Below are 24,156 nucleotides of genomic sequence, written 5' to 3'. Positions count from 1 at the left end.
ACGGACGGCCCGGCCGAACCAGAATGCGACCCTCAGATCTCTTTTCGCATCCGGTCCAGCAGCCGTTTCCCATCGATGGTCAGTTCGGCGGCACCTTCCAGAGCATCGAGGGCCTGGGGTACGTCCTCCAGGTAGCGCGGGTCGAAAGCCCCCAGCGCCATCCGCTCATAGGTGTCGGCCAGCAACCGGGAAAACGGAACTGGCTGTTCCTGCCAGGGCATCCGATGTTCCCAGGAGCCGTCCGCCGCGTAAAGATCCGTGACATCCCGAAGCGCGCACAATTCGGCCCGCCGGAAACCACGCAACAGAGCGAATGCCAGTTCCTCGGAACTTCCGTCCGGGGCGATCCCCAGCGCGCCGTATCCGTGCCGCCCCACGGCGGGCTCCGCCGGGGCCAGGCCGGTCAGCGGAGTGAGGGTGGTGAGACGGCCGGCCATCTCCTCGGTGCGCCCGGGAGCCTTCGTCCCGATGAGCGCCCAGGCCTCGCCGACCCTGGCCGCCAGGCCGGCGGCGGCCCGCTCGTCGAGCGCGCCCGCGGCGGGCAGGGAGAAGCAGTCGCGGTACGGGTCGAGGTCGTCGAGCACGAAGCCCGCCGCCGAACCGGGTGCCGGGATCCGGTGCAGCGGCCGCCAGCCGGGACCGGCCGCCTCCGGCCGTACGATGCGGCGCTCGGCCGCGGCGCTGTCCTCCCGCCGGACGAGGAAGCCGTCCTCGGTGGCGCGCAGGAGCGCCGTGCCGCCCGCCCCCTCGTCCGCGACCCGCAACTCACCGAGGCCGGGGAGGAAAACACGGCCCCCCGAGAACGGCACCCGTACGGACAGATCCAGGCCGGTCCTTACGACGGCGGCCGCGAGGTACGCCGACATCCGGCGCGTCACCTGCACGGCCCCGGGCCGCTCGTGGACCCGTTCCATCGCATCCAGCAGCCAGGTGCGCGTGTACGGGTGCGCCAGCACCTCGTTCAGGCCGCGGGCGCCCTCCTCGGACGCCTCGATGCGGGCGGCCAGTTCCCAGGCGGCCTCCCACTGCTCGCCGCCGTGCTGTCCGATGTCGACGTTGAGCAGGGCGAGCAGGGTGCGGGTGAGATCCTGTTGGGCGGCGACCATTTCGACGGGCTCGGTCACCGCGGGAGCGACGAGGGCCGCCGCCGTGCGCATCTCGATGCCGCGCACCAGGGCGGCCAGATCGGCGCAGTACACGGACGGGTTGTCGAATGCGCCGGACGGCCCCGTGGAGCTGTACCGGTGCGTGTACAGGCCGCCTCCGCACGAACGCACGACGGGGCATTGCCGACAGGTCTCACTGACGCCGGCCAGCCCGAGCTGGCGGGCCCGCACCCCGGGGTGCGACGCGACCTCGTCGAAGGCATGGGTGAAGACATCGAACCCGGTGGCCGCCGCGCCTTCGTAGGCGCTCTTGAGCGAGTCGACCTGCTCCAGTTGGCCGTCGGTCTCGACGACGACGAGGTCCGTGGGGGCGAGCCCCAGGGACTCCGTGAGGCTGGGGCCGCCGCTCAGCGTGGACAGCACCGAGGAGAACAGCCGCACCGGCACCGGACGTCCCCGCTCCTGCCAGTGGTCGAAGACCGCGAGAAGCCAATCGGCGTAGGCAGTGGGGGAACCGTTCGGGCGGGGTGGCGGATCGTCCCAGGTGGCGTGCGGGAGCAGGAAGTCGATGAGCGGCGGGTCGAGCTCGGCGAGCGCGTCGAGAACCGCGCGCGGGTCGTTCTCGATGTCGACGGTGCACAGGAGCCCGAGATAGAGATGGCGGTAACGCTCCTGCCGGAGCAGCTCGACGGCCTTGAGGACCAGGGGGTGGCTGCTGCGCCCGTCGGCGTAGCGGCGATGCCGGTCGTTGGCGGCCCGGTCGCCGTCGAGGGAGATGCCGACCCTGACGCCGAACTCGTCGAAGAGGTCGAGATAGCGCGGACTGAGCTGGAGTCCATTGGTGTGGATGCGGAGGTCGAGCTCCGCGACGCCCTCGAAGGCGGAGGTGAGTTCTTCACAGACGCGTCGCAGTCGCGCGGGGCCCGCCATCAGGGGCTCCCCTCCGTGCAGGATCACTGACACGGAGGGCAACGCATGCGTTTTGGCATGCTCAACCAGGCGCTGAGCTGTCCGGAAGATGACGTCGTCAGAGATTGCTTTAGGGCGGGTACGCCAGCTCTGATCTGCATGTTCGTAGACGTAGCAATGATCGCAGGCAAGATCGCACCTGCTGTGCACTTTGAGCACAATTTCGCGGAATGGGACCAGGGGTCCTGTCATTCCCTCAGTCTAGCCAGCATGCAACGCGAATCAGAGCGCAGAACTGAAGGTCGACGCCATGCTGTGGCGATCGGCCGAGGCAGAAAATACCCGGCCGAGCTTCCTGGTGGCTTCTGCGGTGCGGGTGTCGATCTTGGAGAGCGGCACCGATTCCTTCTTCGCAACAGCGAAGGGGCGAGGGGATTCAGAGATCTTCACGGCCGTCCTTGAGGGGAGTTTTCCGGATCATGGAGAAATGCAGCCAGTTTCTGTATGACCACAGTGCCCGGCGGCACGACTTTACCCCCCTGACCCGGCCAACGCACCGCGGTGATCCTCCCTTCGTCCTGATGCAGTACGGGACTTGCTCCTCCGGCCCGAACAGCCCTCATCACGCCATGCGAGTCGCGGGAAACGCGAGTGAGACGCAAGAGAATCACGAGGTGGGGCAGGCCGTCGGGGGCGAACCCGGATCCGCCCGCACGGGCGGCCCACATCTCGGCAGGCGTCAGCCGGCCGGTGGAGCGGCCTTGTCCGTCCATACGCCCTTCAGGCAGTCCATGGTCCGCTCGTGGGTGTCGCCCACGACATCCGTGACCCTGACACGCACATAGACCGACTGGACCCGTTGGGCGAAGGATTCGGAGAACGCGCCCACGAGCACCGTGTCATGACCGCCCACGGCTCCTATCAGGGGGAATCCGGCGCCGAACCCGATGAGCCGGAAGTCCTCCCCGACGACGAATCCGGCCTCGACCAGCTCGGCCACGGTGTCGGAGACGCTGCTCCACCGCGCGTCGTCGGAGTCGTCCGCGTCCTGCATGACCACCCTGACGTCCCACGACTCGATCACGGCCATGTGCTGGCCGCCGTTGAGTATGCCGACGCGCCACGCAGGCGCCCGGGTGGCCAGCAGTCCATTCGTCCAGGCGGCCCGCCAGCCCAGGTACGGTCTGACCGTGCGGGCATACTGCGCGCGTGCCAGTACGGCCCCCAGCGAGACCGCCAGCAGGCTTCCCAGCACCTGCCCGTCGATCAGTTGCATTCGCCACGGCCACTCGCCCAGCGCCTCGGGCGACACGTTGACCCGGATCGCTTCCCAGAGGAGCAGTGCGGTCAGCAGGCCGAGGAGCACGAGCGGCGTGGTGAACAGCAGAGGACTTCGGCGGATCCGACGTTGAGCGTCGGACTGCGGATCCTCGTTCTCGCCGTATACCTCACTCATCCCCGGCCCCCCGTCAGTAAGTCGCGAGACATGCACCGGACAGCAACACACCTCGCCACAAGGTCTGTTGGACCACATTGCCACAGTGTCCCGGATCGCACGAGGGGGCCTTGCCGGGGACCGAAAAGCACCGTTGCCGGCCCAGGTCCATTGCGTGCCCGAGGGTGCACCTCTACGCTCGTGCCCCCCATTCGGCTCACCGATCGAGCCTGCCTACAACCGCAGACGGGAGTGACCATGACGGCGATTCCCGGGCCGCTCCAGAGCATGGTCTTCAGGAACGCCGACCTCCCGGCGCTCTTTCACCACACGGACGAGATAGCCGTCGCCAGGCAGCGCGAGGCCGTCAACACCACCCGCATTCAACTGATTCTCCTGGTCACGGGGACCGTCCCGGCCGCGCTCCCGTGGCAAGCCGAGCTGGGTGACTCGTTTCAACTCGCTGACGCGGCAGCCGTGTTGGCCTACCTGGGTGTCCTGATCACGTCGTACCTCTCCGCCCGGCGCAAAGCAAAGTCGCATTGGCAACTCAACCGCTCGGCGGCAGAGTTCATCAAGTCGATGTGCTGGCGATACTCGGTGCACGGCTCACCTTTCGACACCAGTACCCAGCACCCCGAGGCGGTGTTCGCGAATCGTCTCGAGGAGGGCCTTCAGGAACTGCGCAAAGTGGGGTGGGCCGACCCTCGCGACCTGACGGCGGATTCGGGCGGGCTGATCACCGAATCGATGCGCGAGTTACGGGAGAAGGCGTTCACCGTACGCAAGGAGACGTACGTGCGGGACCGTCTTATCGAGCAGAGAAGTTGGTACCGCAGGCGCCAGGAGGTCTCCCGGCGGGCCACCCTGGTCTGGTCGACCACCATTGCCGCGCTGACCGCGCTCGCCCTGGTGTTCGCCCTGCTGAGGACGTTCTCCGTCACCCAGTCCTTCGCCGTGACGGGGGTGCTGTCGGCCGCGGCGGCCGCCTGTCTGGCGTGGAGCGAGATGCGCCGTCACCATCCGCTGATCTCGGCGCACTCGCTGGTGGAGCAGGACCTGGAGGCCATGCAGGTGGCGATGGAGACCACGCTGACCGAGCGTCAGTGGCCGGGGGCCGTGTTCGAGACCGAGCGCATCGTCTCGCCCCAGCACACCGACTGGCTGGCCCGGCACCAGATGTGACGTGAAGTCAGCGATGACGGGCGGCCGCGTCGGCGGTCAGGTGCGCTCCACGCCCTCGCGCCAGATCACCGTGACCGGGCGGCCCAGTCTCCGGGCGTACGTCACGATGTCCCCGGTGCCGCCGAGGCCACGGGCCGGCCGGCCGTCCCACACCGCGAGCAGCCGGTCGCAGTGGTCGGCGATGTACGCGCCCGCCGCGTAGTACGCCTCGTCGGTGGAGTGCGGGAAGTCCAGCCGGACCTCCCGCACCGCCCGGTCCTTGAGGGCGCGGTAGCGGGCGAGTTCGGCCGCGTCGGCGAAGCAGGATTCGTAGTCGCCGCTCGGGATGACCACCGTCAGGTCCGCGCCGCAGGCCAGGGCGAGATCGGCGAAGAGCTGGTCCGCCCCCACCGCCAGACTGGAGAGGGCCTCCAAGGAGCCCTCGAGGCCGCACAGCGCCGCCCGTAACCCCGCGAGCACATGGGCGTGGGCCTCCTGCGGGATGGTGCGATGACCGGTCACTCCGATGCGTTTCACGGATCTGGAACCCCCTGAGGTGTCTGCCGGGGGTCCCGGAGGGGCATCCCCCGGCTGGCGCAGCACCCGCCCCCGTTGCTCCTGCGTGACCGACCTGCCCCACATCCTCTCAAAAGCCGCGGGGTGAGCGGGAGCCCCCGCCCAGGATTCGGGCAGGGGCTCCGCCTCGGTCGGTCGCTTGTTCGAAGGCCGGTCCGGGGGGCCGGGGTGTCAGTAGACGCTGACCCCGTACGCGCTGAGCGCCTCGGTGACCGGCTGGAAGAACGTGGTGCCGCCGGAGGAGCAGTTGCCGCTGCCGCCGGAGGTGAGACCGATCGCCTTGGAACCGGAGTGGAGCGGACCGCCGGAGTCACCGGGCTCCGCACAGACATTGGTCTTGATCATGCCGTAGACGATGTCGCCGTTGCCGTAGTTGACGGTGGCGTTGAGGCCCGTGACGGAGCCGCTGTGGGTGCCGGTGGTGGAGCCGCGGCGGGTGACGGACATGCCGACCGTGGCATCGGCCGCGCTGGTGATGTCGACGCTGCCGACGGCGCCCTCGTGGGAGACCGAGGCGTTGTCGTACCGGACCAGGCCGTAGTCGTTGGTCGGGAAGCTGGAGCCGACCGTCGGGCCGATGCTGGTGGAGTTCGACGAGTTGGTGTACCAGGGCGGGTTGCCGTCGGTGCAGTGACCGGCGGTCAGGAAGTAGTAGGTGCTGCCGCTGCGGACGTTGAAGCCGAGGGAGCAGCGCCAGCCGGGGGCGTAGATCGCGTCGCCGCCGGAGAGCAGCTTGCTGATCTTCCCGGGGGTGCGCTCGATCTTCAGGGCGCCGGCGTTGGCTCCGGCGGACTGCTTGATCTGCTCGATCTCGGCCTGCGAGACCGTGCGGTCGACGGTGACGACGAGCTTGCCGGACGCCGGGTCGACGTTCCACGCGGTGCCCGCCACATCGGCTCCGAGCACGGCGTCGCCGGCGGCGGAGAGCTGCGAGGCGCTGAAGGTGGTGTTGGCGTTGGTGTCGGCCTGAGCGCTGGGGACGGCCAGGGCGGCGACGGCTACGAGGCCTGCGGCGATGGCGACGACCCTGGTACGTCTCGCGGTGCCGCTGAGGGGGGTGGTGCGCTTGATCCTCACTTTGTCATTCCTCCCGAGGGGAAATCGGGGGTCCGCCTGTGGGGTGGTCGGACCCGTGAGGCGCAGTCGATCACACGGCCGTGCGCCCGCGAATGCGGGCATGCCGTGCTCCTGACAAGCGCTGATCGGGAGTATTCAAGGGCGTCAACTTGTGGCGCAAGAGGGCCCTTTGGCCTGAACTTGTCGCGCCGTCACAGGAACGGCCCCGGCAGCGCACGGGCTGCCGGGGCCGCCGTCCCGGAGAAATGTGACTGAACGTCAGCTGTCGACGCGGTTGCGCTCCCCCGCCTCGACGGCGACGGACAGGGTGTTGCCGGGGGGCGGGAAGGGGCAGATGAAGTGGTCCGCGAAGGCGCACGGCGGCAGCAGCGCGCGGTTGAGGTCGACCGTCACGCTGCCGTCCTCGGCGGGCGCCGCGGGCCGCAGGAACCGGAAGCGGTAGCTGCTGTTCCCGCTGGTGGCGTCGGCGAAGACCGCCCAGAGCGAGCCGTCGGGCTCGACCGCGACCTGCAGCGTGTGTTCCGTACCGCCGAGCTCGAAGACGATCTCACCGGCGAGTCCGAGACCGCGCTCGACCCCGTCGGCGTTCTCGACCCGGACCGTACGGGCGCTGTCGTACGGGCGGAAGGTGCCCGGGAGCACCCAGCGGGCGTCGTACGGGGTGGCCTCGACGGCCCGGAAGGCGCGCCGCGCCGGGGAGTCCGGGTCGAAGTCCCGTACCGCCCAGAGCCCTTCGCGGCTCAGCACGACCAGCCGCCGCCCGCCGTGCGCGACGCGGGACTCGTCGATCGGGCCGCGGTCGGCGGTGAGCCGGACCTGGCCGGCGAAGGGCTCGCCGTCGACGGTCAGCCCGTCCGCGGCGGACGCGCTGAGCACCAGCTCGTCGCCGTCCTCCCGCCACTGCCCGGGTACCTCGGGGATGTGGCCCTCCGGGTAGTCGGAGAGCCAGTGGGTGCCGGTGAGGGAGAGCGGTCCGTACGGGCCGGCGACCGTGGCGGTGCGCTCCTCGTGCCAGTGCTTCCAGTCCTGTGCCGCCTGCTCGAAACCGTGCGGCTGGGGTGCGTCCGTGCTCATGCGATCAACCTTTCCATACCGGCTCGGCGAGCCCGAGATGCGACCGCAGCGTGAGACCGGTGTATTCGGAGCGGAACACCCCGCGTTCCTGGAGGAGCGGGACGACCCGGTCGACGAAGTCGTCCAGACCGCCCGGGGTGAGGTGCGGTACGAGAATGAATCCGTCGGCGGCGTCGGCGGCGACGAACTCGATGAGCTGCTCCGCGACCGTCCGCGGGCTGCCGATGAAGGACTGCCGGCCGGTCGCCTCGATGACGGTCTGCCGGATGGACAGCCCCTTCTCCTTCGACAGCGCACGCCGGCGCGCCGCGACGGCGAGGACATCACCGTGCTTGACCCGGCCCTGGACCAGCGAGGACCCGGGGTCCGGGTCGATCTCGGGCAGCGGTCCGTCGGGGTCGTAGGAGGGCAGGTCGCGGCCCCAGATCTGTTCCAGGGCCAGCAGCGCGTTCTGCGGGGAGACCTGCTGGAGGCGGATCCCGGCCGCCCGCTCCTGGGCCTCGGCGTCGCTGTCGCCGAGTACGAAGGTGACCCCGGGCATGATCTTCAGCTCGTCGGGTTCCCGGCCGTACTTGGCCAGCCGCGCCTTGACGTCGGCGTAGAAGGTGCGGCCCGCCTCCAGGGTGCCGCGCCGGGTGAAGCCCGTACGATGACCGGTTCACCCGCGGGCACCTCGGTCAGATCGGTGTCGGCGGTGAAGTCCGGCGGCAGGTGGACGAGTCCGTGCCGGTCGGCGAAGTGGGCCAACTCGACTTGTTCCGGCTCGGGTTCGGCTTCGAGGTGGCCGATGGTGAGATCGAACACGGGGCGTGCCTTCAGCCGGAACACAACGTGGACCGGGCCCCTCAGCGCCGGTCCGCCTCCGCGGTAAGCGCTGTTCGCCGCGCGTTGTCAAGCCTGTCCACACTATGAGCCTTACGTCTCAGTTCAGTTGACGGACCACCGGATGCCTGTTCCACTTGGGCCATGCATTCGCAGCAGTGGCTGGTCAAGCGCTCCCACATCGACTTCGGTCGCGTGTGGTCCTCCTCCTGTTGAGCTGACCCCCTGCGTCTCCCCGCGTCTTGGCCTCGCGCCGTTTCCGGCGTCTGAGCATTTCTCCCTGCGTGCCTTCAAACACAACGCCGCTCTCCCCTCCCCTCGTTCCGCCGTCCTTCCTCGCCCCGGCCACGGGGTCGCCGTGTGCTGCCCTGCCGCGGTCGCGCCCGCTCACGGCCGACGACTCCGGAGAACCGCCTCATGCCCCGTCCCCGGCGGCGCCGGCCGCTGCCTTCGCGTTGATCACCGTCGCCGCTCTCGCCCTCACCGTGTGCGGTTCCGGCCATCCGGCGTCCGCACCGGCCGACGCCGCCGGGGACGGGGCCGCCAGGGGAAAGGTGCCGACGACCGATGTCGTCTCGTCGGTGCGCAAGGACGAGGCCGCGGCGAAGCTGCTGCCCGCCGGCGTCCGCTTGGCCGGGACCCTCGACATCGCCGCCGCCGTCAGCAACCCGCCCGGCGCCACCTACCTCGCGGACGGGAGGACGGTGGCCGGTACGGACATCGACTTCGCGGACGCGGTGGCCAGGAAGCTCGGGCTGAGGTTCACCCGCGAGGTGGCCCTGAAGGCGGACGGCACCTACGACCGGATCCTGAAGAAGTGGGGCATCGGCGCTTCGGCGATCAGGACCTCGCAGATCTCGCCGCCCGAGATCAAGTGATCCGGGCCGGGCGTCCGGCTCAGCAGCTGCAGTCGCAGCAGTCGCACCCATCGCAGCAGTCCCCGCAGTTGCTGCAGCAGTCGCACGCATCGCAGCAGTCCCCACAGTCGCATTGGTTGCAGAGTCCCTCGCGGCGCTGATGGCTCCACGGGTCGTCGAACGTGCCGCAGCACATCTGGCAGGTGCAGGCCAGCCCCGCCCACACCAGGCAGCCCGCGATCAGACCACGCCGGTCGCGCGGCGGCTCGGGCGGGGGCTGCGGCGGGCCCGCCGGGCCGCCGGGGCTCGGTGCGTACGGATTGCCCGGCGGCGGCCCGAAGGACCCGGTCTGCCGGGAGTCCGACGGGGCGCCGGCTCCGTCCAGCAGCACGCCGCCCGCCTGGTGCGAGCACGAGGTGGTGCCGAAGGCCCGGTCCACCGACTGGCGCAGCTCGTGCGCCAGCAGCACATGGGCCAGCTTGCCGTCGGTGAATTCCGCGTCACGCAGCGCCAGCCGTACGCCGTGCAGCGCGTCGTCGCACAGCCGCCGGGCCTCCGTCCGCGAGGTGCCGGTCGCGGTGAGCGGGTTCCAGGCGCCCGACGCGGCGTCAGTTTCCTGGTCCTCCACGGCGTCCAGCAGATGGGCCAGGCGCCCGAAGAGGCGGCCGGCCTCGGCGAGCGGCGCCGCGTTCTGCGGCCTGCCGGCGAGCACCGCGGTGTGCGCGAAGGCGGCTGCGGTGGCGGTCTCTGTGGGTTCGGTGACCGTGAGCAGCGGGGTGCCGGGCCCGGCGATCAGCTCGATGCCGGTCTGCCGGTCGACGGCGTCCACGAGCAGCGCCGTGTCGAAGCCGAGCTGTGCGCCGGTGCGCGCGCCGGCCCGGTCCCAGCCCGCGGCAACCCTGCGCGCGGCGGCGGCGACCGGGCGGCGCCTCAACAGGCCGTCCCCGTCCGCGACGTGGTCCCGGACCTTCGCCGAGGCCAGTACCAGGGAGACGGCAGCGGCCAGCCTGGCTCCCTCGCCGCGGGCGACCGGGGCGGTCCGCATGGCGCGCAGCGGGCAGGGCCCCGCCGTGCGGCGCCATCCGGTGGTGCGCTCGGACTGAGCCTCCGTCAGAACAGAAACAATCAGACCGTCATAGTTCGTAACGATCCGGGCGAATTGCCCGTGATCGGAGCGAAGTGCGAGGCAGAGCCCGCAGAGATGGGCCATCCATTCGGTCCTGAGCCCCTCGGACAACCGATGGGCACAGGGCCTGACTATTCCGAACACGACGATCCCCCGAGAGTCGTTCACCTTCGCGCCGGGCTCGTACGGCTGCGCGAGGTGCATCGTACCGAGCGCCCCGTTCACCCGTACGTCCCCCACATCACCCGTACGGCCCGGGGCGTCATATTTTCTTTCTTTCAGACTCCTTATGCGGGAGAAACCCTGACGAATCGCCACATCTTCTGTGCCAGTACCGTCACGAATCCCCTGCGCGCCGACTATCCACTTGGCGCACGATCCGCATCATGGACGACCATAGGGAGACGAAAGAGATGCGGAACAAGACGGAACCGCGGTGAGAGGAGGCGTCCATGGGATCGGTGCGCAAGGCGAGTGCCTGGCTGGGCCTCGTGGAGGACAACGACGAGCGGTACTACGACGACGAGTACGCCGAGGGCCCGCAGACCGGGACCGGTCAGGCCTGGGTGACCGACCCCCGGGTGCAGACCGCGTCCGAGGCGGCCGAGGAGACGGGCCGCCGGATCGCCACCGTCACTCCGGACAGTTTCCGGGACGCACGGGCCATCGGAGAGCTCTTCCGGGACGGTGTTCCGGTGATCGTCAACCTCACGACCATGGACCCCACCGACGCGAAGCGTGTCGTGGATTTCGCCGCCGGGCTGATCTTCGGACTGCGCGGCTCGATCGAGCGCGTGGCCACCCGGGTCTTCCTGCTGACCCCGGCCGACACCCAGGTGGTCACCGAGGCCGCCGGCCGGCCTACCGACGGCTTCTTCAACCAGAGCTGAGCAGGGCGCTCGCCGGACGTTTTGGCCTCTAGCGGAACGCGTCGAGACCGGTGAGCGCCTTGCCCAGCACCAGCTGGTGCATCTCCACGGTCCCTTCGTAGGTGAGCACCGACTCCAGATTCGTCGCATGGCGCATCACCGGGTACTCCAGCGAAATCCCGTTGGCGCCGAGGATGGTGCGCGAGGTACGGCAGATGTCGATCGCCTCCCGCACATTATTGAGTTTTCCGAAACTGACCTGCTCCGGGCGGAGCCTGCCCGCGTCCATCCGCCGGCCCAGATGGTGGGCGAGCAGGATGCCCTTGTGCAGTTCCACGGCCATGTCCGCGAGCTTGGCCTGGGTGAGCTGGAAGCCGCCGATCGGCCGGTCGAACTGCTCCCTGGTCCTCGCGTACTCCACGGCCGCCTCGAAGCTGGCGCGGGCCGCGCCCATGGCCCCCCAGACGATCCCGTAGCGGGCGTGGCTGAGGCAGCCGAGCGGGCCGCGCAGACCGGTGACGCCCGGGAGCACCGCGTCGGCGGGCAGCCGCACCTCGTCGAGCACCAGCTCACTGGTGACCGAGGCGCGCAGCGACCACTTGTGCTTGATCTCGGGCGCCGAGAAGCCCGGGGTGTCGGTCGGCACGGCGAATCCGCGGATTCCGTCGTCGGTCTGCGCCCAGACGACGGCGACCCCGGCGACCGAGCCGTTGGTGATCCACATCTTGCGGCCGGTGAGCACCCAGTCCCCGCCGTCGCGCTTGGCGAAGGTGCGCATCCCGGCCGGGTCGGAGCCGTGGTCCGGTTCGGTGAGGCCGAAGCAGCCGATGATCTCGCCGGCCGCCATGCCCGGCAGCCAGCGCCGGCGCTGCTCCTCGGAGCCGAAGCGGTGGATGGCGTACATGGCGAGCGATCCCTGCACGGAGACCAGGGAGCGGATCCCCGAGTCCGCCGCTTCGAGCTCCAGGCAGGCCAGTCCGTACTGGACGGCGGTGGCGCCCGCGCAGCCGTATCCCTGGAGGGACATGCCGAGCGCGCCGAGCGAACCGAGCTCGCGGGCCAGCTCGCGGATGCCGGGCAGCTCGCCGTTCTCGTACCACTCGGCGATGTGCGGCAGGACGCGGTCGGCGGCCCAGTCGCGTACGGTCCCGCGGATCGCGAGGTCCTCGGCGCTGAGCAGATCGTCGATGCCGATCGGGTCGGCGGGGTCGAACGGTGGGAGCTTCGAGGACTCGGTGGTGGACATGAGGATGCCTCCGACGGCTCGCGCGATGCTAAAACTAGCAGTGTTAGTTATGGCCTCGCACCGACGTTACGGCTCAGTGTGCCGCCCGTCCAGAGCCGGTCGCCTCGGCGGGTCGGCGCCGGGCCGGCCGCGGCAGGGGCTGCTGCGCACGGCCCGGGGCGGGGGTCTCGTGCGCGGTGCGGTGTTCGCGCACCGCGCTCGCGTCGGACTGGCCGGGGTCGTCGGGCACCGGCGCGGGGCAGTCCATCGCCCGCGGCAGCCGCAGCGCGGCGAGCGCGCCGACCAGCAGCAGAGCGGCGCTGACCAGCAGCGTGACATGCAGTCCCGTGATGAAGGAGTGGCGCGCCGTGGAGCGCAGCACCGCACCCAGCGGACCGCCCAGCCGGTCCGCCACCTGGTAGGCCTCGCCCAGAGAATGGGCGGCGGCCGCGCGGGCCCCGGCCGGGACACCCGCTTCGGAAAGCTTCGAGAGCCCGGGGGCGTAGGCGGCGTTCATGACACTGCCGAGCAGGGCGATCCCCATGCCCGCGCCCAGCTGGTACGAGGTCTCGCCGATCGCCGCCGCCCCGCCCGCCTGGTCGGCGGGGGCCTCGCTGAGCATGGATTCGTACGCCCCGAAGAGCGTGGTCTGGAGCCCGAAGCCGAGGGCGACGAAGGCCGCCGTCAGCAGTGCGGGCCGGTCGTGCTGTCCCATCGCGGTCAGGATCAGCACCGAGACGGCCGTGAGCACGAAGCCCCAGCCGACCATCCGGCGCGGTCCGACGCGGCGCAGGGTGTACGAGCCGGTGGCGCCCGCGGCCATGGCGGCGAAGGTGAGCGGCAGCAGCCGCAGACCGGTCTGGAGCGGGCTCAGGCCGAGGACGAGCTGGAGGTACTGCACGGCTATGAGCTCGAGACCGACCAGGGCCAGCATGGCGAGGATGATGCAGCCCACCGCGGTGGAGAAGGCGGGCCTGGCGAACAGCCCGATGTCGATCAGCGGATGCGGACGCCGCTTCTGACGGCGCACGAACACGATGAGCAGCACCGCACCGATCAGCAGCGGGACGAGCGTGGCCGGGCTCAGCACCTCACCGGCGCCCGCCCGCTTCACCCCGAGGACCATCCCGAGCACTCCGGCCGCGGCCATCAGCGCGCCCAGCACGTCCCACGGGCCGTCGTGGCTGCCGCGCGACTCGGGCAGGAGCAGCCGTCCGACCGGCAGGACCAGCGCCATCAGCGGGACATTGATCAGGAAGACCGAACCCCACCAGAAGTGCTCGACGAGGAAGCCGCCGATGACCGGACCGGTGGCGGCGCCCACGGCGGCGACCGCGGTCCAGACGCCGATCGCCACGGCCCGTTCACGCCGGTCGGGGAAGACCTGCCGGAGGATCGACAGCGTCGCCGGCATGATCATGGCGCCGCCGACCCCGAGCAGGGCACGCGCCGCGATGAGCACGCCGGGGCTGCCGGCCAGCGCGGCGATCGCGGAGGCGACACCGAAGAGGGCGTAGCCGAGCAGCAGCACGCGGCGGCGGCCGACCCGGTCCCCGAGGGTGCCGAAGAGAATCAGCAGCGAGGCACAGACCAGCGGATAGGCGTCGACGATCCAGAGCAGACCGACCGCGCTGGGCCGCAGGTCCTCGGTGACGGCGGGTACAGCGACGTGGAGCACGGTCGCGTCGAGTGCCACGAGCAGGAGGCTGAGGCAGAGGACGACGAGGACGACCCATCGATTGGCACCGTCGGCTGCTGAGCGCAGCCGGATTCGGGCTGTGGTCGTCCCGGACATGCATGTACCTCCCAAAAGGTCCCTCGCGCTCGGCGGGCCAACCGGGGACGCGGCGGTTCGCCGCTCCTCATGGCCCGGCATCGACGGGCGAGTGATCCGTCAGCGTACGCGAGTTCGGAGCCCTCCCACGTGGTCCACCTCATACCCGGTCGGACCACGGGGTGTGGCGTACGCCACGCCGACCCGCCGCCCGGACCTGCGGGGACGCGCTCCGCACCCGGCACAGGACGGTACTCGGCCGCCCCCGCGCGGCACCCGCCGGGCCCGCGCCGAAAGCGGCCGGTGACCGGACCGGCACCGTCCGTTCCACCTCCTGCCGGGCCCGGATAAATTCATACCGGCACCTCCTGCGCTTTTCCGCCCGCTCCCAAACACCCTTCCGAAATGCGTGCGAAATCAATAGCGTGAAGGCGCTTCGAGATGCTCACGAGGGTCGGGAATTAAGGCCCCGCTGAGACATAGTCCACATCACATCGTCATCACAAAGAGACCGGATCGACCTGGTCCCGCACTAACTCGCTGTAACGTCGATTGGGTGCGTACCGACATCTTTGCCCGGCTGGACCGGGAGCCGGAGCCGCCGAAGATAGAGCCACCGCGGATGAGCCGTCACCGCATCGCGCTCTTCGGCGGGACGTTGGCGTTCTATCTCGCCATCGTCATTGCCGTGCTGGTCTCGTCCTCGCTGGTGACCCTGGACTGGAAGGTCATGCTCTTCCGGCCCTATCAGCAGTGGCCGGAAATCCATGCGTTCCTCGACTACTACATCGTGCTCGGCCAGCGCGGACCCACCGCCACCATGGTCGCCTGCTGGCTCGGCTGGCGCTCCTGGCGGCAGCACACGCTGCGACCGCTGCTGACGCTGGGCGCGGCGCTGCTGCTACTCAATGTGACGGTCGGCGCGGTCAAGATCGGCCTGGGGCGCCTCGGCCCGCACTACGCGACCCAGATCGGCTCCGCGGAACTCTTCGCCGGCGGCGACATATTCCCCTCCGGCCACACCGCCAACGCGGTCGTGACCTGGGGAATCCTCGCCTATCTGGCCACCACCCCGCGAGCCCGGCGCTATCTGTCGGCCATGTCGGCCATCGTCTCGCTCGGCGTCGGCCTCACCACCGTCTATCTCGGTACGCACTGGCTCAGCGACGTCCTGCTGGGCTGGGCGGCGGGGCTGCTGATCATGCTGGGCCTGCCCTGGGTCGAGCCGCTGATCACCCGGGCGGAGGCCTGGATCTTCGCCCAGCGCGACAACCTGCGGGGATTCGGCCGCCCCGTTCCCTCCATGCCCGTCGCGGCCGGCGGCCCCAGGGCCGCGCTGCGGCCGCGGCCGGACGGCGGCGACACCCCGGCGCTGGAGCCGGCCGTCGCGGCGGCCGCGGGCGGCACCGCCACCCGCTCGCGCGCGCACGCCTCGCATCCGGCGCATGTGGTGCGCTCGGAGCGGACTCCGGTCACCCCGGCCGGCAGCCGGCGGCCGCCGCACGCCGACCGCACACCGCGCGGCGGCACGAGCCCCGCCCGCCCGGTGGCCGGCGGCTGAGACCCCGGCGATCACGGGGCCGGTACGCACAGCCGCTCCCCCGGACATGAGTGAAGGCCCCGACTCCGGTCGGGGCCTTCACTCATGTCCGGGGCCGGACGCCCGGATCGCGGTCGCGGGAGTCTCAGCCCACCCAGCAGCGGGTGACGACGGCGGCGTCGACCTCGAAGTTGATCCGTCCGCTCCGGAACTCCATGGTGATGATCGCGCCCGGCGGCAGGGATCTGACGGTGCTCCAGCCACGGCTGCGGGCCCGCCGTTCGGCGGCGTCGGCGGCGAGGCCGACGTACTCACCCGGCGCGTCGTCGGGCTGGACAGGAGGGGTCGGTATGGGTGCCATGCCCCTCACCGTAGGCGGCCGCGGGCGACGGCGGAAGCCGGGGCGCCCGCGGCCGCCGGGCATCCTCACGTTCCCCGCCGGTCACACTTCTGTCACAGGATCACGACACGCCTGCCGTATGAATCACGCCACTCGAACACGCCCCAGGGGACCGGACACACAGTAATCACACAAGCCGGAAAGCGATCACGCGGAAGGCCCGGAATCGGAATGGAATATCCCGTGCCGAGCGGATGGAATTCCCTTGCCGAATAACCTGCGTAAATGAGCAGGTCGCCAGGAATTCACGCTTCCTTATGGCAGCCTTATCCTCTGGTCACAATATCCGCGATGCGGTACGGGGACGGCCGTCGGCTGTCACTGGTATAGCGGGCGACCCCGGCCGTCCGTATGGCGTTGTCGCAGGCGGGGCTCACTCCAGGGCCCTGGTCAGCCGGTCCCTGGATGCCCTGATCGCGTCCTGGAGCTCCGGTGGTTCGACCACCTCGAAGTCGAATCCCAGCATCATCACGTGGATGACCAGCACGTCCAGGGTGGCCGCCCCGGTGCGCAGCAGACAGGTGTCGGCGTCGACCGCCTCCAGCACCCCGGACGAGGGCGAGATCCGCTCGGCCGCGCGCTCGATCCCCGCCTTCAGCCGGACCACCGCCCGCGTCGGGTACACGGACGTGGAGATCCCTTTCGAGACATAGGCCGCCAGATCCTCCGCAGGTGCGTCACGCGGGGTGAACCTCGGGCCGTGCGGCGGTGTGGGGGTGATCCGGTCGGCCCGGAACGTACGCCAGTCCGCGCGGTCCAGGTCCCAGGCGACGAGGTACCAGCGGCGCTCGGTGCACACCAGCCGGTGCGGTTCGACGGTCCGCCGCGAGACGGAGCCGGAGTGGTCCCGGTACTCGAAGCGCAGCCGTTCGGCGTCCCGGCAGGCCCCGGCGAGTTCGGTCAGGACACCCGCGTCGGCGACCGACGCGACGGGCCCGCGGAGCAACGGCACGGTGAAGGTGTTCAGCGCGTTCACCCGGCGCCGGAGCCGGTCCGGCAGCACCTGCTCCAGCTTGGCCAGGGCGCGTACGGAGGTCTCGCCGATGCCCTCGACGCCGTTGCCCGCCGCGATGCGCAGGCCGACCGCGACGGCGACGGCCTCCTCGTCGTCCAGGAGCAGCGGCGGCAGCTGGGCACCGGCGCCGAGCTGGTACCCGCCGCCGGTGCCGGGACTGGCGTTGACCGGGTAGCCCAGTTCGCGCAGCTTGTCGACGTCGCGCCGGACGGTCCGCGGGGTGACGCCGAGCCGGTCGGCGAGATCGGCTCCGGACCAGTCGCGGTGTGCCTGGAGCAGTGAGAGCAGACGCAGCAGTCGTGCCGAGGTCTCCAACATGGGGCGAGTCTGCCAGGGCTTGCGGACAGCCTGTGTCCGCAAGCCCTGCACCGGACAGGCTCTAAGGTGCCGGTTCGAGCCGTACGCAGAGGTCGTTGTCGGTGGAGTAGCAGGGAGTGGCCCGGACACCCTCCCCCGCGCTGCGGCCCGGGTAGACGAAGATCTTCTTGCGGTCCCAGACGTCGTCGAGGATGCGGGAGATCCGTACGCCGCCGGCCGGCTCGCCCTCCGCCGCCCCGGGGACCAGCCAGAGCGTCCACAGCTGCTGTGCGGTGACGGAGCCGTCGGCCAGCCGGTCGAACGGGAGCGTGAAGGCGAAGGTGCCTTCCTGCCCGGTGACCGGCACCCGCAGGACCCGGCCGTCGGCACCGGGCAGCCGTGCCTCGACGCGGGCGTCGGTGCCGAGGCCGGTCCCGTACAGCGTGCCCTCGACGGTCATCCCGGCCCCGTCGAAGGTCACCGGTCCGGCCTCGGCGTGCGGTGCGCGCAGCCAGCAGCGGACGGCGAGCCGGCCGTCGAGGGTCGGGTACGGGATGCGGACCGCGATCGGCCCGCTCGCCGGTGCGCGGTCGACGAGCAGGCGCAGGTCCCTGATCCCGGGCTCGACGGCCACCGCCCCGTCGTCGTCCCCGCCCGGCTCCCGCAGATACACGTCCCAGCGGCCCTCGGCGGACCGCGTGGTCCCCGGCAGCACCGCGCGCAGCCGTCCGTCGCGCAGCGGGCTCAGCGACAGCCGTACGGCCCCGGCGTCGCGGTCCGGGCTCTTGGCGCCACGGAGCCGGAGCAGCAGTTCGGGCGCCTCCTCGTCCTCGCGGCGGAGGTCGAGATCGAAGGTGATCCCGCCGTCGGGTCCCACGGTGCAGTCGGCCCGTGGCGTCCTTCGCACTGCGGAGGCGGTCATGCGGTCTTCCCCTTGCGGATCGCGGCGGCTGCCTTGTAGCGCAGGGCGTACGCCCCGTCCAGCACAGCGCCCCGGGCGCGGTGCAGCGTGGTGCTCATCGCGCCGTGCGAGCGGTCGCGCGGGCCGCGCGAGGCGAGTTCGGTGAAGAGCCGTTCATGACGTTCGGCGATCCGCGACGGATCGAAGCGCTGCGAGGCGGCCAGTGCGGCGAGCCCCGCGCGGTGCCGTGCGTCGTCGTCCTGGATCAGTGCGAGCAGGGCGTCGGCCACCGCCGCCGTGTCACCGACGGGCACCAGTCGTCCGTCGGTGCCGTCGTCGATGATCTCGCGGGGGCCGTGCGGGCAGTCGGTGGCGACGACGGGCAGTCCGCAGCGCATCGCCTCGACGATGGTCATGCCGAAGGACTCGCGGTCCGAAGTGACCGCGGCGATCGACCCCTTGGGCCACTCGGCCTCCAGCGGATTGACCGGCCCCATCAGGAACACGTGGTCGTGCAGCCCGAGTTCGCCGATGAGCGTGAGCAGCGCCTGTCGTTCGTTCCCGGTCGCGTCGCCGCCGCCGTAGATGCGCAGCCGCCAGTCCGGGCGGACCGCAACCACGTCGGCGAACGCCCGGACGAGCAGGTCGTACCGCTTGACCTTGTGCAGCCGGCCCGCGGCGATCACCCACTTGTGGTCGCCGTCGGCGGGCGGGACCGTCGGCGCGGGCACGCTGTTGGCAATGGCCTCGATCCGTACGCCGGGCAGTTTGAACCCGGTCCGGTAGGCGTGGGCGTCGGCCTCGGTGACGGTGGTGATCGCGTCGAGCAGGGTGTAGCGGTGCGCGATCTCGCGGCGGAGCCGGTAGCCGTGGCTGTCGAGGGTGAGGTGCTCCTGCCCGATCCGGACCGGGCCGCGGCGGGCCTGCCTGCTGATGTGCACATTGAGCCCCGGCCGGGTCCCGACCACGACGTCCGCCTCCAGGGAGCGCAGATGGTCCGCCACCCGTGCGTCGCTCAGCCTGCTGTACTGCCGGTACCGGCTGTCGCCGCGCGGGAACACGGTCGCGGGACGGGCGTATTCGGCCGCGTCGCCGTCGTACGTCGGGCTCTTCTTCCGCAGGTCGACGAGGTGGCTCATGCGCACCCCTTCGGGGGCGCCCAGCGCGGGGACGTCGCGGTGCCGGAAGACCGACACGATCTCGACGTCATGGTGCCCGGCCAGCTCTCCGGCGAGATTGAACGTCGTGCGGATCGTGCCCCCGACTCCGTAGGCGTTGTGGAGCAGGAAAGAAATGTGCATGAAACGCCATATCTCCCGGTTCGGCTGATCAGCGGCAGGCTGCACTTGGCATGACGGCACGGGCCCGCCGACGGTTCACTCCACGTAGGGGCGAAATTCGGTCAACTGTAAACTCGCCCGGTTTCCCACTTTGTCGATGTATCAGTGCACCGGTGCGTGATCGAGTCGACCACATCGCGCCCCGCCAGATCGGGACAAACAACCACCGATCGGTCGTCGGGATCCTGAGATTCACCCTCTGCGCCGGTTGGTTCGATTACGTTCCCTTTCTCGCGTGACCCCGGCCGCGGCTCGCCCGTTGTCATTTCCATGAGCCGGGAACCGCCCGGCGCACGTACCGAGTTCGAGGAGCCACCCGTGCCGCGCATGCTCGACGTCAGCGAGGACGTACGCGCCGAGATCGGCGACGCCGAAGCCGACCGGCTGCTCGTCGGCGACAACGCCCCGGGCAGTTACGACTGCACTTCCTGCCGCACCCCCGGCCACTCCGAGCAGGAACGCACCAGCACGGTGCTCTTCGTCGGCGACGAGACCGCCGTCCTCGCCTTCGCCCATGCGACGTGCATCCCCTCGCAGGTCGTCCAGGTCGCGGAGGAGCAGCTGCAGGGCGCCGTACGCAGCATCACCGGCGACGACGGCTCCGGCGGCGCGGCGCAGCCGCAGGGCCCGTCCACCGAGCAGGCCGTCCTCGGGATCACCAGCGGCCTCGTCCTGATCGACGACGAGCTCCACCCGGCCCTCGTCGTCGAGCCGACCGGTGCCATCGCCCGTCCGGGCACGGACGGCAGCCGGGGCGACGAATTCCTCCAGCTGCTGCTGGAGCAGGGCTTCCATCCCGTCCACCGGATGGACCAGGTGCCCGCCGTGCTGCACGGCTGGTCGATCCTGCTCGCCATGGGCCAGCTGCACGCCGTGCTCCAGCCGGGCACCGGCGGCGGCGCACCGGTCGCCTGGTGGCAGGCGCACGCACCGCTCCAGGTCACTGAGGGCTGGCGGACCGCGGCCAACAAGTCCCAGACCGTTCTCGTCTTCGCCGCCCCGGCCGGGTCGATCGGCCAGCAGCCCCGCGAGGACCTGCTGCGCGACGCCCTGGACCGGGCCGCGGCCGCAGGGCTCCTGGTCGCCGCCGCGATGCCGCTGGCCGGTACCTGATCATGACGGCCGGCCCCTCGCACCGGCGGCGAACAGCTATTTCTCCGCCGCGCCCGCATCCGACGGACACTGGGGTCGTTGGCACATACGTGCACTCATACGACTCCTCCCACCAGCGCCCGAGCCCGATCCCTTCCATGCGCCCCTCGCAGGACCCCTCGGGCGGTCCGTCCCACACCCCGATCTACGACGCGCTGTACTGCGAGTACCGCCGTTCGTTCCGGGCGCTGCCGGGTGATCGGAGCGGCGAGGAGAATCTCGGCTTCGTGGCCTTCGGCGCCGGGCTCTTCGGCAGCCGTCTCCCGCTGAGCGGCCATTCCGGCCACTCCGCCGGTTTCTCCACCGGTCTCGCCGTCACGGGCGGGGCCACCGGACACAGCAGCGGTACCGACAGTGGCGCCGACAGTGGCACCGGCACACACACCGGCGGTTCCGGTTCCTGGCAGCGGGTGGGCCGACACTCCGGGCGCACACAGCCGGCGGCCCTGCCCCCGGGCTCGCGCGGAGCCTGAGCGTACGACTGAGCCCCGGTCGTCTCGGATGCGAGACGGTCCGGGGCTCTGTCGTACGCCCTTGCCGGTTACTTGTTGCGGCCGCGCTTCTCGCGGACCCGCACCGAGATATGGATCGGGGTGCCCTCGAAGCCGAACTCCTCACGCAGCCGGCGCTCGACGAACCGCCGGTAGCCGTGCTCCAGGAAGCCCGAGGCGAACAGCACGAAGCGCGGCGGCTTGGTGCCGGCCTGGGTGCCGAAGAGGATCCGGGGCTGCTTGCCACCGCGGACGGGGTGCGGGTGGGAGGCGACGATCTCGCCGAGGAAGGCGTTCAGCCGGCCGGTGGGGACGCGGGTCTCCCAGCTGGCGAGGGCGGTCTCGATCGCCGGGACGAGCTTCTCCATGTGTCGGCCGGTGACGGCCGAGACATTGACCCGCGGTGCCCACGCGATCTGCGCGAGCTCCGTCTCGATCTCGCGCTCCAGGTAGTAGCGGCGCTCCTCGTCGAGCTTGTCCCACTTGTTGTACGCGATCACCAGGGCACGCCCGGCCTCCACGGCCATGGTGATGATGCGCTGGTCCTGGACGCTGATGGACTCGCCGGCGTCGATCAGGACGACGGCGACCTCGGCCTTCTCCACGGCGGCGGCGGTGCGCAGCGAGGCGTAGTAGTCCGCACCTTCCTGGAGGTGGACGCGGCGGCGGATGCCGGCCGTGTCGATGAACTTCCAGGTGATGCCGCCGAGCTCGATCAGCTCGTCGACCGGGTCGCGGGTGGTGCCGGCGAGCTCGTTGACGACGACGCGGTCCTCGTTCGCCACCTTGTTCAGCAGCGAGGACTTGCCGACGTTCGGACGGCCGATGAGCGCGATTCGGCGCGGGCCGCCGATCGCGGTGCCGAAGCGCTGGGCCGGGGCCTCGGGAAGCGCTTCGAGCACGGCGTCGAGCAGGTCGCCGGTGCCGCGGCCGTGCAGCGAGGAGACCGGGTGCGGCTCGCCGAGACCCAGCGACCACAGCGCGGTGGCGTCCGCCTCGCCGCTCTGTCCGTCGACCTTGTTGGCGCACAGCACGACCGGCTTGCCGGCCCGGCGCAGCAGCTTGACGACGGCTTCGTCGGTGTCGGTCGCGCCGACCGTCGAGTCGACCACGAAGACGACCGCGTCGGACGCCTCGATCGCGTACTCGGCCTGGGCGGCGACGGAGGCGTCGATGCCCAGCACGTCCTGCTCCCAGCCGCCGGTGTCGACGACCTTGAAGCGGCGGCCCGCCCACTCGGCCTCGTAGGTGACGCGGTCGCGAGTGACGCCGGGCTTGTCCTCGACGACCGCCTCGCGGCGGCCGATGATCCGGTTCACCAGCGTCGACTTGCCGACATTGGGGCGGCCGACGACGGCGAGCACGGGCAGCGGGCCGTGTCCGGCCTCGTCGATCGCGCCCTCGACCTCTTCGAGGTCGAAGCCCTCCTCCGCGGCGAGCTCCATGAACTCCGCGTACTCGGCGTCGCCAAGCGCTCCGTGCTCGTGGTCCGAGCCGTCGGAGTGAATCTGGTCGTTCATGAAGTCCGTTCCTCTTTGCATCATCATCGATGGGCCACGACTGCGCGGCCCACTACTCAAGTCTTACCTAGCGCCCGGTGAAACGCCTGGCCTCGTCCAGATGGGCGGTCAGCCGCGCCTGGATCCGTACCGTCGCCTCGTCCAGCGCCTTGCGCGTACGACGCCCGCTGCCGCCCACCCGTCGCCCACCACCGCCCTTGTCCGAGCTGCGCGCCCCCTCTTGCGCCTCGAAGGCATCACCGAAGACGACGTCGACCCGGCTGCGCAACGGGGGCAGTGCCGATATCAACCGTCCGCGGCGCTCGGTGCTTCCCAGGACGGCCACGGGCACGATCGGCGCGCCGCTGCGTACCGCGAAGTACGCGAGCCCGGCACGCAGGGAGGCGAAGTCGCCCTCGCCCCTGGTGCCCTCGGGAAAGATGCCGAGCGCCCCGCCTTTCTCCAGCACGCCGAGGGCGTGGGTGATGGCGGTGCGGTCGGCGGTCGTACGGTCCACCTTCAGTTGCCCGATTCCGCGCAGGAACGGGTCGAGCGGGCCGACGAACGCCTCTTTCTTGATCAGGAAGTGGACGGGCCGGGGCGCGGTGCCCATCAGCATCGGACCGTCGATGTTGTGCGAGTGGTTCACCGCGAGTATGACGGGTCCGGAGGCGGGAACCCGCCACGCACCGAGGACGCGGGGCTTCCACAGCCCATACATCAGCCCGATGCCGATCCCGCGCCCGACCGCCGCACCGCGCGGCGAGGGCGAGCCCGTGGCCTGGGTCACTTCGTGGCCCGCTTCTCCTCGACGAGGGTGACGACACACTCGATGACCTGCTGAAGGGTCAGCTCGGTGGTGTCCACCTCGACCGCGTCGTCCGCCTTGGCGAGTGGGGAGGTCTTGCGGCCGGAGTCGGCCGCGTCCCGCTTGATCAGCGCCTCCTTGGTGGCGGCGAGGTCGGAGCCCTTGACCTCTCCGCTGCGACGGGCGGCACGGGCCTCCGGGGAAGCGGTGAGGAAGATCTTCAGGTCGGCGTCGGGCAGCACGGTGGTGCCGATGTCCCGGCCCTCGACCACTATGCCCCGCTCGGCCGCGGCGGCGATGGTGCGCTGGAGCTCGGTGATCCGGGTGCGCACCTCGGGGACCGCGCTGACGGCGCTGACCTTGGAGGTGACCTCCTGGGTGCGGATCGGGCCCGAGGCGTCCTCGCCGTCGACGGTGATCGTCGGGGCGGCGGGGTCCGTACCGGAGACGATGACCGGCTTGGCGGCCGCGGTCGCCACCTCCATCGCGTCCTGCACGTCGATGCCGTTGTTCAGCATCCACCAGGTGATCGCCCGGTACTGGGCGCCGGTGTCCAGGTAGCTCAGACCGAGCTGCGCGGCGACGGCCTTGGACGTGCTCGACTTGCCGGTGCCGGAGGGCCCGTCGATGGCGACGATCACTGCGGCCGGGGCCGTACGGGTTTCCACGGTGGTGGACACCTTCCTGATACACGGGGTG

The 24,156-nt window shown here is 70.7% G+C and carries 23 protein-coding genes and 1 pseudogene; 6 read left to right on the top strand and 18 right to left on the bottom strand.

The window, feature by feature from the left end; translation table 11 throughout:
- Window positions 1-32: 32 nt before the first annotated feature.
- The 3 genes from fxsBH to BT364_RS07150 form a co-directional block, all read right to left on the bottom strand.
- Window positions 33-2,267 carry a radical SAM/SPASM protein FxsBH, inactivated beta-hydroxylase extension form gene (gene fxsBH, locus BT364_RS07155; RefSeq protein ID WP_177328050.1) on the bottom strand — a complete coding sequence of 745 codons (2,235 nt, stop codon included), beginning with the start codon at window positions 2,265-2,267 and terminating at the stop codon, window positions 33-35.
- 30 nt (window positions 2,268-2,297) lie between these two features.
- Complete coding sequence (locus tag BT364_RS39875) at window positions 2,298-2,465, bottom strand: FXSXX-COOH protein (RefSeq protein ID WP_218172410.1); 168 nt, start codon at window positions 2,463-2,465, stop codon at window positions 2,298-2,300.
- A gap of 289 nt (window positions 2,466-2,754) precedes the next feature.
- Window positions 2,755-3,471: a hypothetical protein gene (locus BT364_RS07150; protein ID WP_072484268.1), complete on the bottom strand. Its 717-nt coding sequence runs from the start codon at window positions 3,469-3,471 to the stop codon at window positions 2,755-2,757.
- 237 nt (window positions 3,472-3,708) lie between these two features.
- On the opposite strand from BT364_RS07150, the gene BT364_RS07145 reads away from it, so the two are divergent.
- Window positions 3,709-4,635 (top strand): DUF4231 domain-containing protein, encoded by a 927-nt coding sequence (locus BT364_RS07145; protein WP_371268302.1) that lies wholly within the window; start codon window positions 3,709-3,711, stop codon window positions 4,633-4,635.
- Between the two features lie 36 nt (window positions 4,636-4,671).
- Here the strand turns inward: BT364_RS07145 and BT364_RS07140 are convergent, their stop codons facing one another.
- The 5 genes and pseudogenes from BT364_RS07140 to BT364_RS39870 all read right to left on the bottom strand — a co-directional run bounded on the left by BT364_RS07140 (window position 4,672) and on the right by BT364_RS39870 (window position 8,145).
- Window positions 4,672-5,151: a hypothetical protein gene (locus tag BT364_RS07140; protein WP_072484267.1), complete on the bottom strand. Its 480-nt coding sequence runs from the start codon at window positions 5,149-5,151 to the stop codon at window positions 4,672-4,674.
- Between the two features lie 210 nt (window positions 5,152-5,361).
- Window positions 5,362-6,267, bottom strand: a complete 906-nt coding sequence (locus BT364_RS07135; protein ID WP_072484266.1) for a S1 family peptidase — start codon at window positions 6,265-6,267, stop codon at window positions 5,362-5,364.
- 258 nt (window positions 6,268-6,525) lie between these two features.
- The gene (locus tag BT364_RS07130) at window positions 6,526-7,341 is read right to left on the bottom strand and encodes a DUF1684 domain-containing protein (protein WP_072484265.1); all 816 of its coding nucleotides are present in this window, start codon (window positions 7,339-7,341) and stop codon (window positions 6,526-6,528) included.
- 4 nt (window positions 7,342-7,345) lie between these two features.
- Window positions 7,346-7,981 (bottom strand): annotated as a pseudogene (locus BT364_RS07125) (LLM class flavin-dependent oxidoreductase); the annotation flags it as partial.
- A complete protein-coding gene (locus BT364_RS39870) occupies window positions 7,888-8,145 on the bottom strand; it encodes a hypothetical protein (RefSeq protein ID WP_143166460.1) in 258 nt (85 codons plus the stop codon). The gene BT364_RS39870 and the pseudogene BT364_RS07125, both read right to left, overlap by 94 nt.
- Before the next feature lie 473 nt (window positions 8,146-8,618).
- Between BT364_RS39870 and BT364_RS07115 the strand changes: the two genes are divergently transcribed.
- Complete coding sequence (locus BT364_RS07115) at window positions 8,619-9,041, top strand: hypothetical protein (RefSeq protein WP_371268299.1); 423 nt, start codon at window positions 8,619-8,621, stop codon at window positions 9,039-9,041.
- Between the two features lie 19 nt (window positions 9,042-9,060).
- Here the strand turns inward: BT364_RS07115 and BT364_RS07110 are convergent, their stop codons facing one another.
- Window positions 9,061-10,290: a DUF5685 family protein gene (locus BT364_RS07110; protein WP_177328049.1), complete on the bottom strand. Its 1,230-nt coding sequence runs from the start codon at window positions 10,288-10,290 to the stop codon at window positions 9,061-9,063.
- A gap of 308 nt (window positions 10,291-10,598) precedes the next feature.
- Here BT364_RS07110 and BT364_RS07105 point away from each other — a divergent pair, with 308 nt between their 5' ends.
- Window positions 10,599-11,036 carry a cell division protein SepF gene (locus BT364_RS07105; RefSeq protein WP_072484263.1) on the top strand — a complete coding sequence of 146 codons (438 nt, stop codon included), beginning with the start codon at window positions 10,599-10,601 and terminating at the stop codon, window positions 11,034-11,036.
- 28 nt (window positions 11,037-11,064) lie between these two features.
- Here BT364_RS07105 and BT364_RS07100 read toward each other — a convergent pair whose 3' ends face one another.
- Entirely contained in the window at window positions 11,065-12,261 is a 1,197-nt protein-coding gene (locus BT364_RS07100) for an acyl-CoA dehydrogenase family protein (RefSeq protein WP_072484262.1), read from the bottom strand.
- A gap of 73 nt (window positions 12,262-12,334) precedes the next feature.
- Window positions 12,335-14,035: an MFS transporter gene (locus tag BT364_RS07095; RefSeq protein ID WP_072484261.1), complete on the bottom strand. Its 1,701-nt coding sequence runs from the start codon at window positions 14,033-14,035 to the stop codon at window positions 12,335-12,337.
- A 535-nt stretch (window positions 14,036-14,570) separates the two neighbouring features.
- Here BT364_RS07095 and BT364_RS07090 point away from each other — a divergent pair.
- Window positions 14,571-15,575 carry a phosphatase PAP2 family protein gene (locus tag BT364_RS07090; RefSeq protein WP_072484260.1) on the top strand — a complete coding sequence of 335 codons (1,005 nt, stop codon included), beginning with the start codon at window positions 14,571-14,573 and terminating at the stop codon, window positions 15,573-15,575.
- Window positions 15,576-15,699: 124 nt separating this feature from the next.
- On the opposite strand, the gene BT364_RS07085 is transcribed toward BT364_RS07090, so the two are convergent.
- From BT364_RS07085 to BT364_RS07070, 4 genes are all read right to left on the bottom strand, one after another.
- Window positions 15,700-15,915, bottom strand: coding sequence for an I78 family peptidase inhibitor (locus tag BT364_RS07085; protein ID WP_072484259.1), 216 nt, complete (start codon window positions 15,913-15,915; stop codon window positions 15,700-15,702).
- A 412-nt stretch (window positions 15,916-16,327) separates the two neighbouring features.
- Complete coding sequence (locus BT364_RS07080; RefSeq protein ID WP_072484258.1) at window positions 16,328-17,287, bottom strand: helix-turn-helix transcriptional regulator; 960 nt, start codon at window positions 17,285-17,287, stop codon at window positions 16,328-16,330.
- 61 nt (window positions 17,288-17,348) lie between these two features.
- Entirely contained in the window at window positions 17,349-18,188 is an 840-nt protein-coding gene (locus BT364_RS07075) for a transferase (RefSeq protein ID WP_072484257.1), read from the bottom strand.
- Entirely contained in the window at window positions 18,185-19,468 is a 1,284-nt protein-coding gene (locus BT364_RS07070; RefSeq protein ID WP_072484256.1) for a glycosyltransferase, read from the bottom strand. Before BT364_RS07070 ends, BT364_RS07075 begins: the two co-directional genes overlap by 4 nt.
- Window positions 19,469-19,825: 357 nt before the next feature.
- Between BT364_RS07070 and BT364_RS07065 the strand changes: the two genes are divergently transcribed.
- A complete protein-coding gene (locus tag BT364_RS07065) occupies window positions 19,826-20,620 on the top strand; it encodes a hypothetical protein (protein WP_072484255.1) in 795 nt (264 codons plus the stop codon).
- Between the two features lie 137 nt (window positions 20,621-20,757).
- The gene (locus tag BT364_RS07060; RefSeq protein WP_072484254.1) at window positions 20,758-21,132 is read left to right on the top strand and encodes a hypothetical protein; all 375 of its coding nucleotides are present in this window, start codon (window positions 20,758-20,760) and stop codon (window positions 21,130-21,132) included.
- Between the two features lie 68 nt (window positions 21,133-21,200).
- Here the strand turns inward: BT364_RS07060 and der are convergent, their stop codons facing one another.
- From der to cmk, 3 genes are all read right to left on the bottom strand, one after another.
- Window positions 21,201-22,670 (bottom strand): ribosome biogenesis GTPase Der, encoded by a 1,470-nt coding sequence (der, locus tag BT364_RS07055; RefSeq protein WP_072484253.1) that lies wholly within the window; start codon window positions 22,668-22,670, stop codon window positions 21,201-21,203.
- A gap of 67 nt (window positions 22,671-22,737) precedes the next feature.
- Window positions 22,738-23,439: a lysophospholipid acyltransferase family protein gene (locus BT364_RS07050; RefSeq protein WP_072484252.1), complete on the bottom strand. Its 702-nt coding sequence runs from the start codon at window positions 23,437-23,439 to the stop codon at window positions 22,738-22,740.
- Window positions 23,436-24,137, bottom strand: a complete 702-nt coding sequence (gene cmk, locus BT364_RS07045; protein WP_072484251.1) for a (d)CMP kinase — start codon at window positions 24,135-24,137, stop codon at window positions 23,436-23,438. The genes BT364_RS07050 and cmk overlap by 4 nt, the downstream gene beginning before the upstream one ends.
- Between the last annotated feature and the right edge of the window lie 19 nt (window positions 24,138-24,156).

It is taken from the genome of Streptomyces atratus, from assembly GCF_900119365.1.
Taxonomy (GTDB): domain Bacteria; phylum Actinomycetota; class Actinomycetes; order Streptomycetales; family Streptomycetaceae; genus Streptomyces; species Streptomyces atratus_B.
This window is presented reverse-complemented; position numbering and strand designations above follow the sequence as displayed.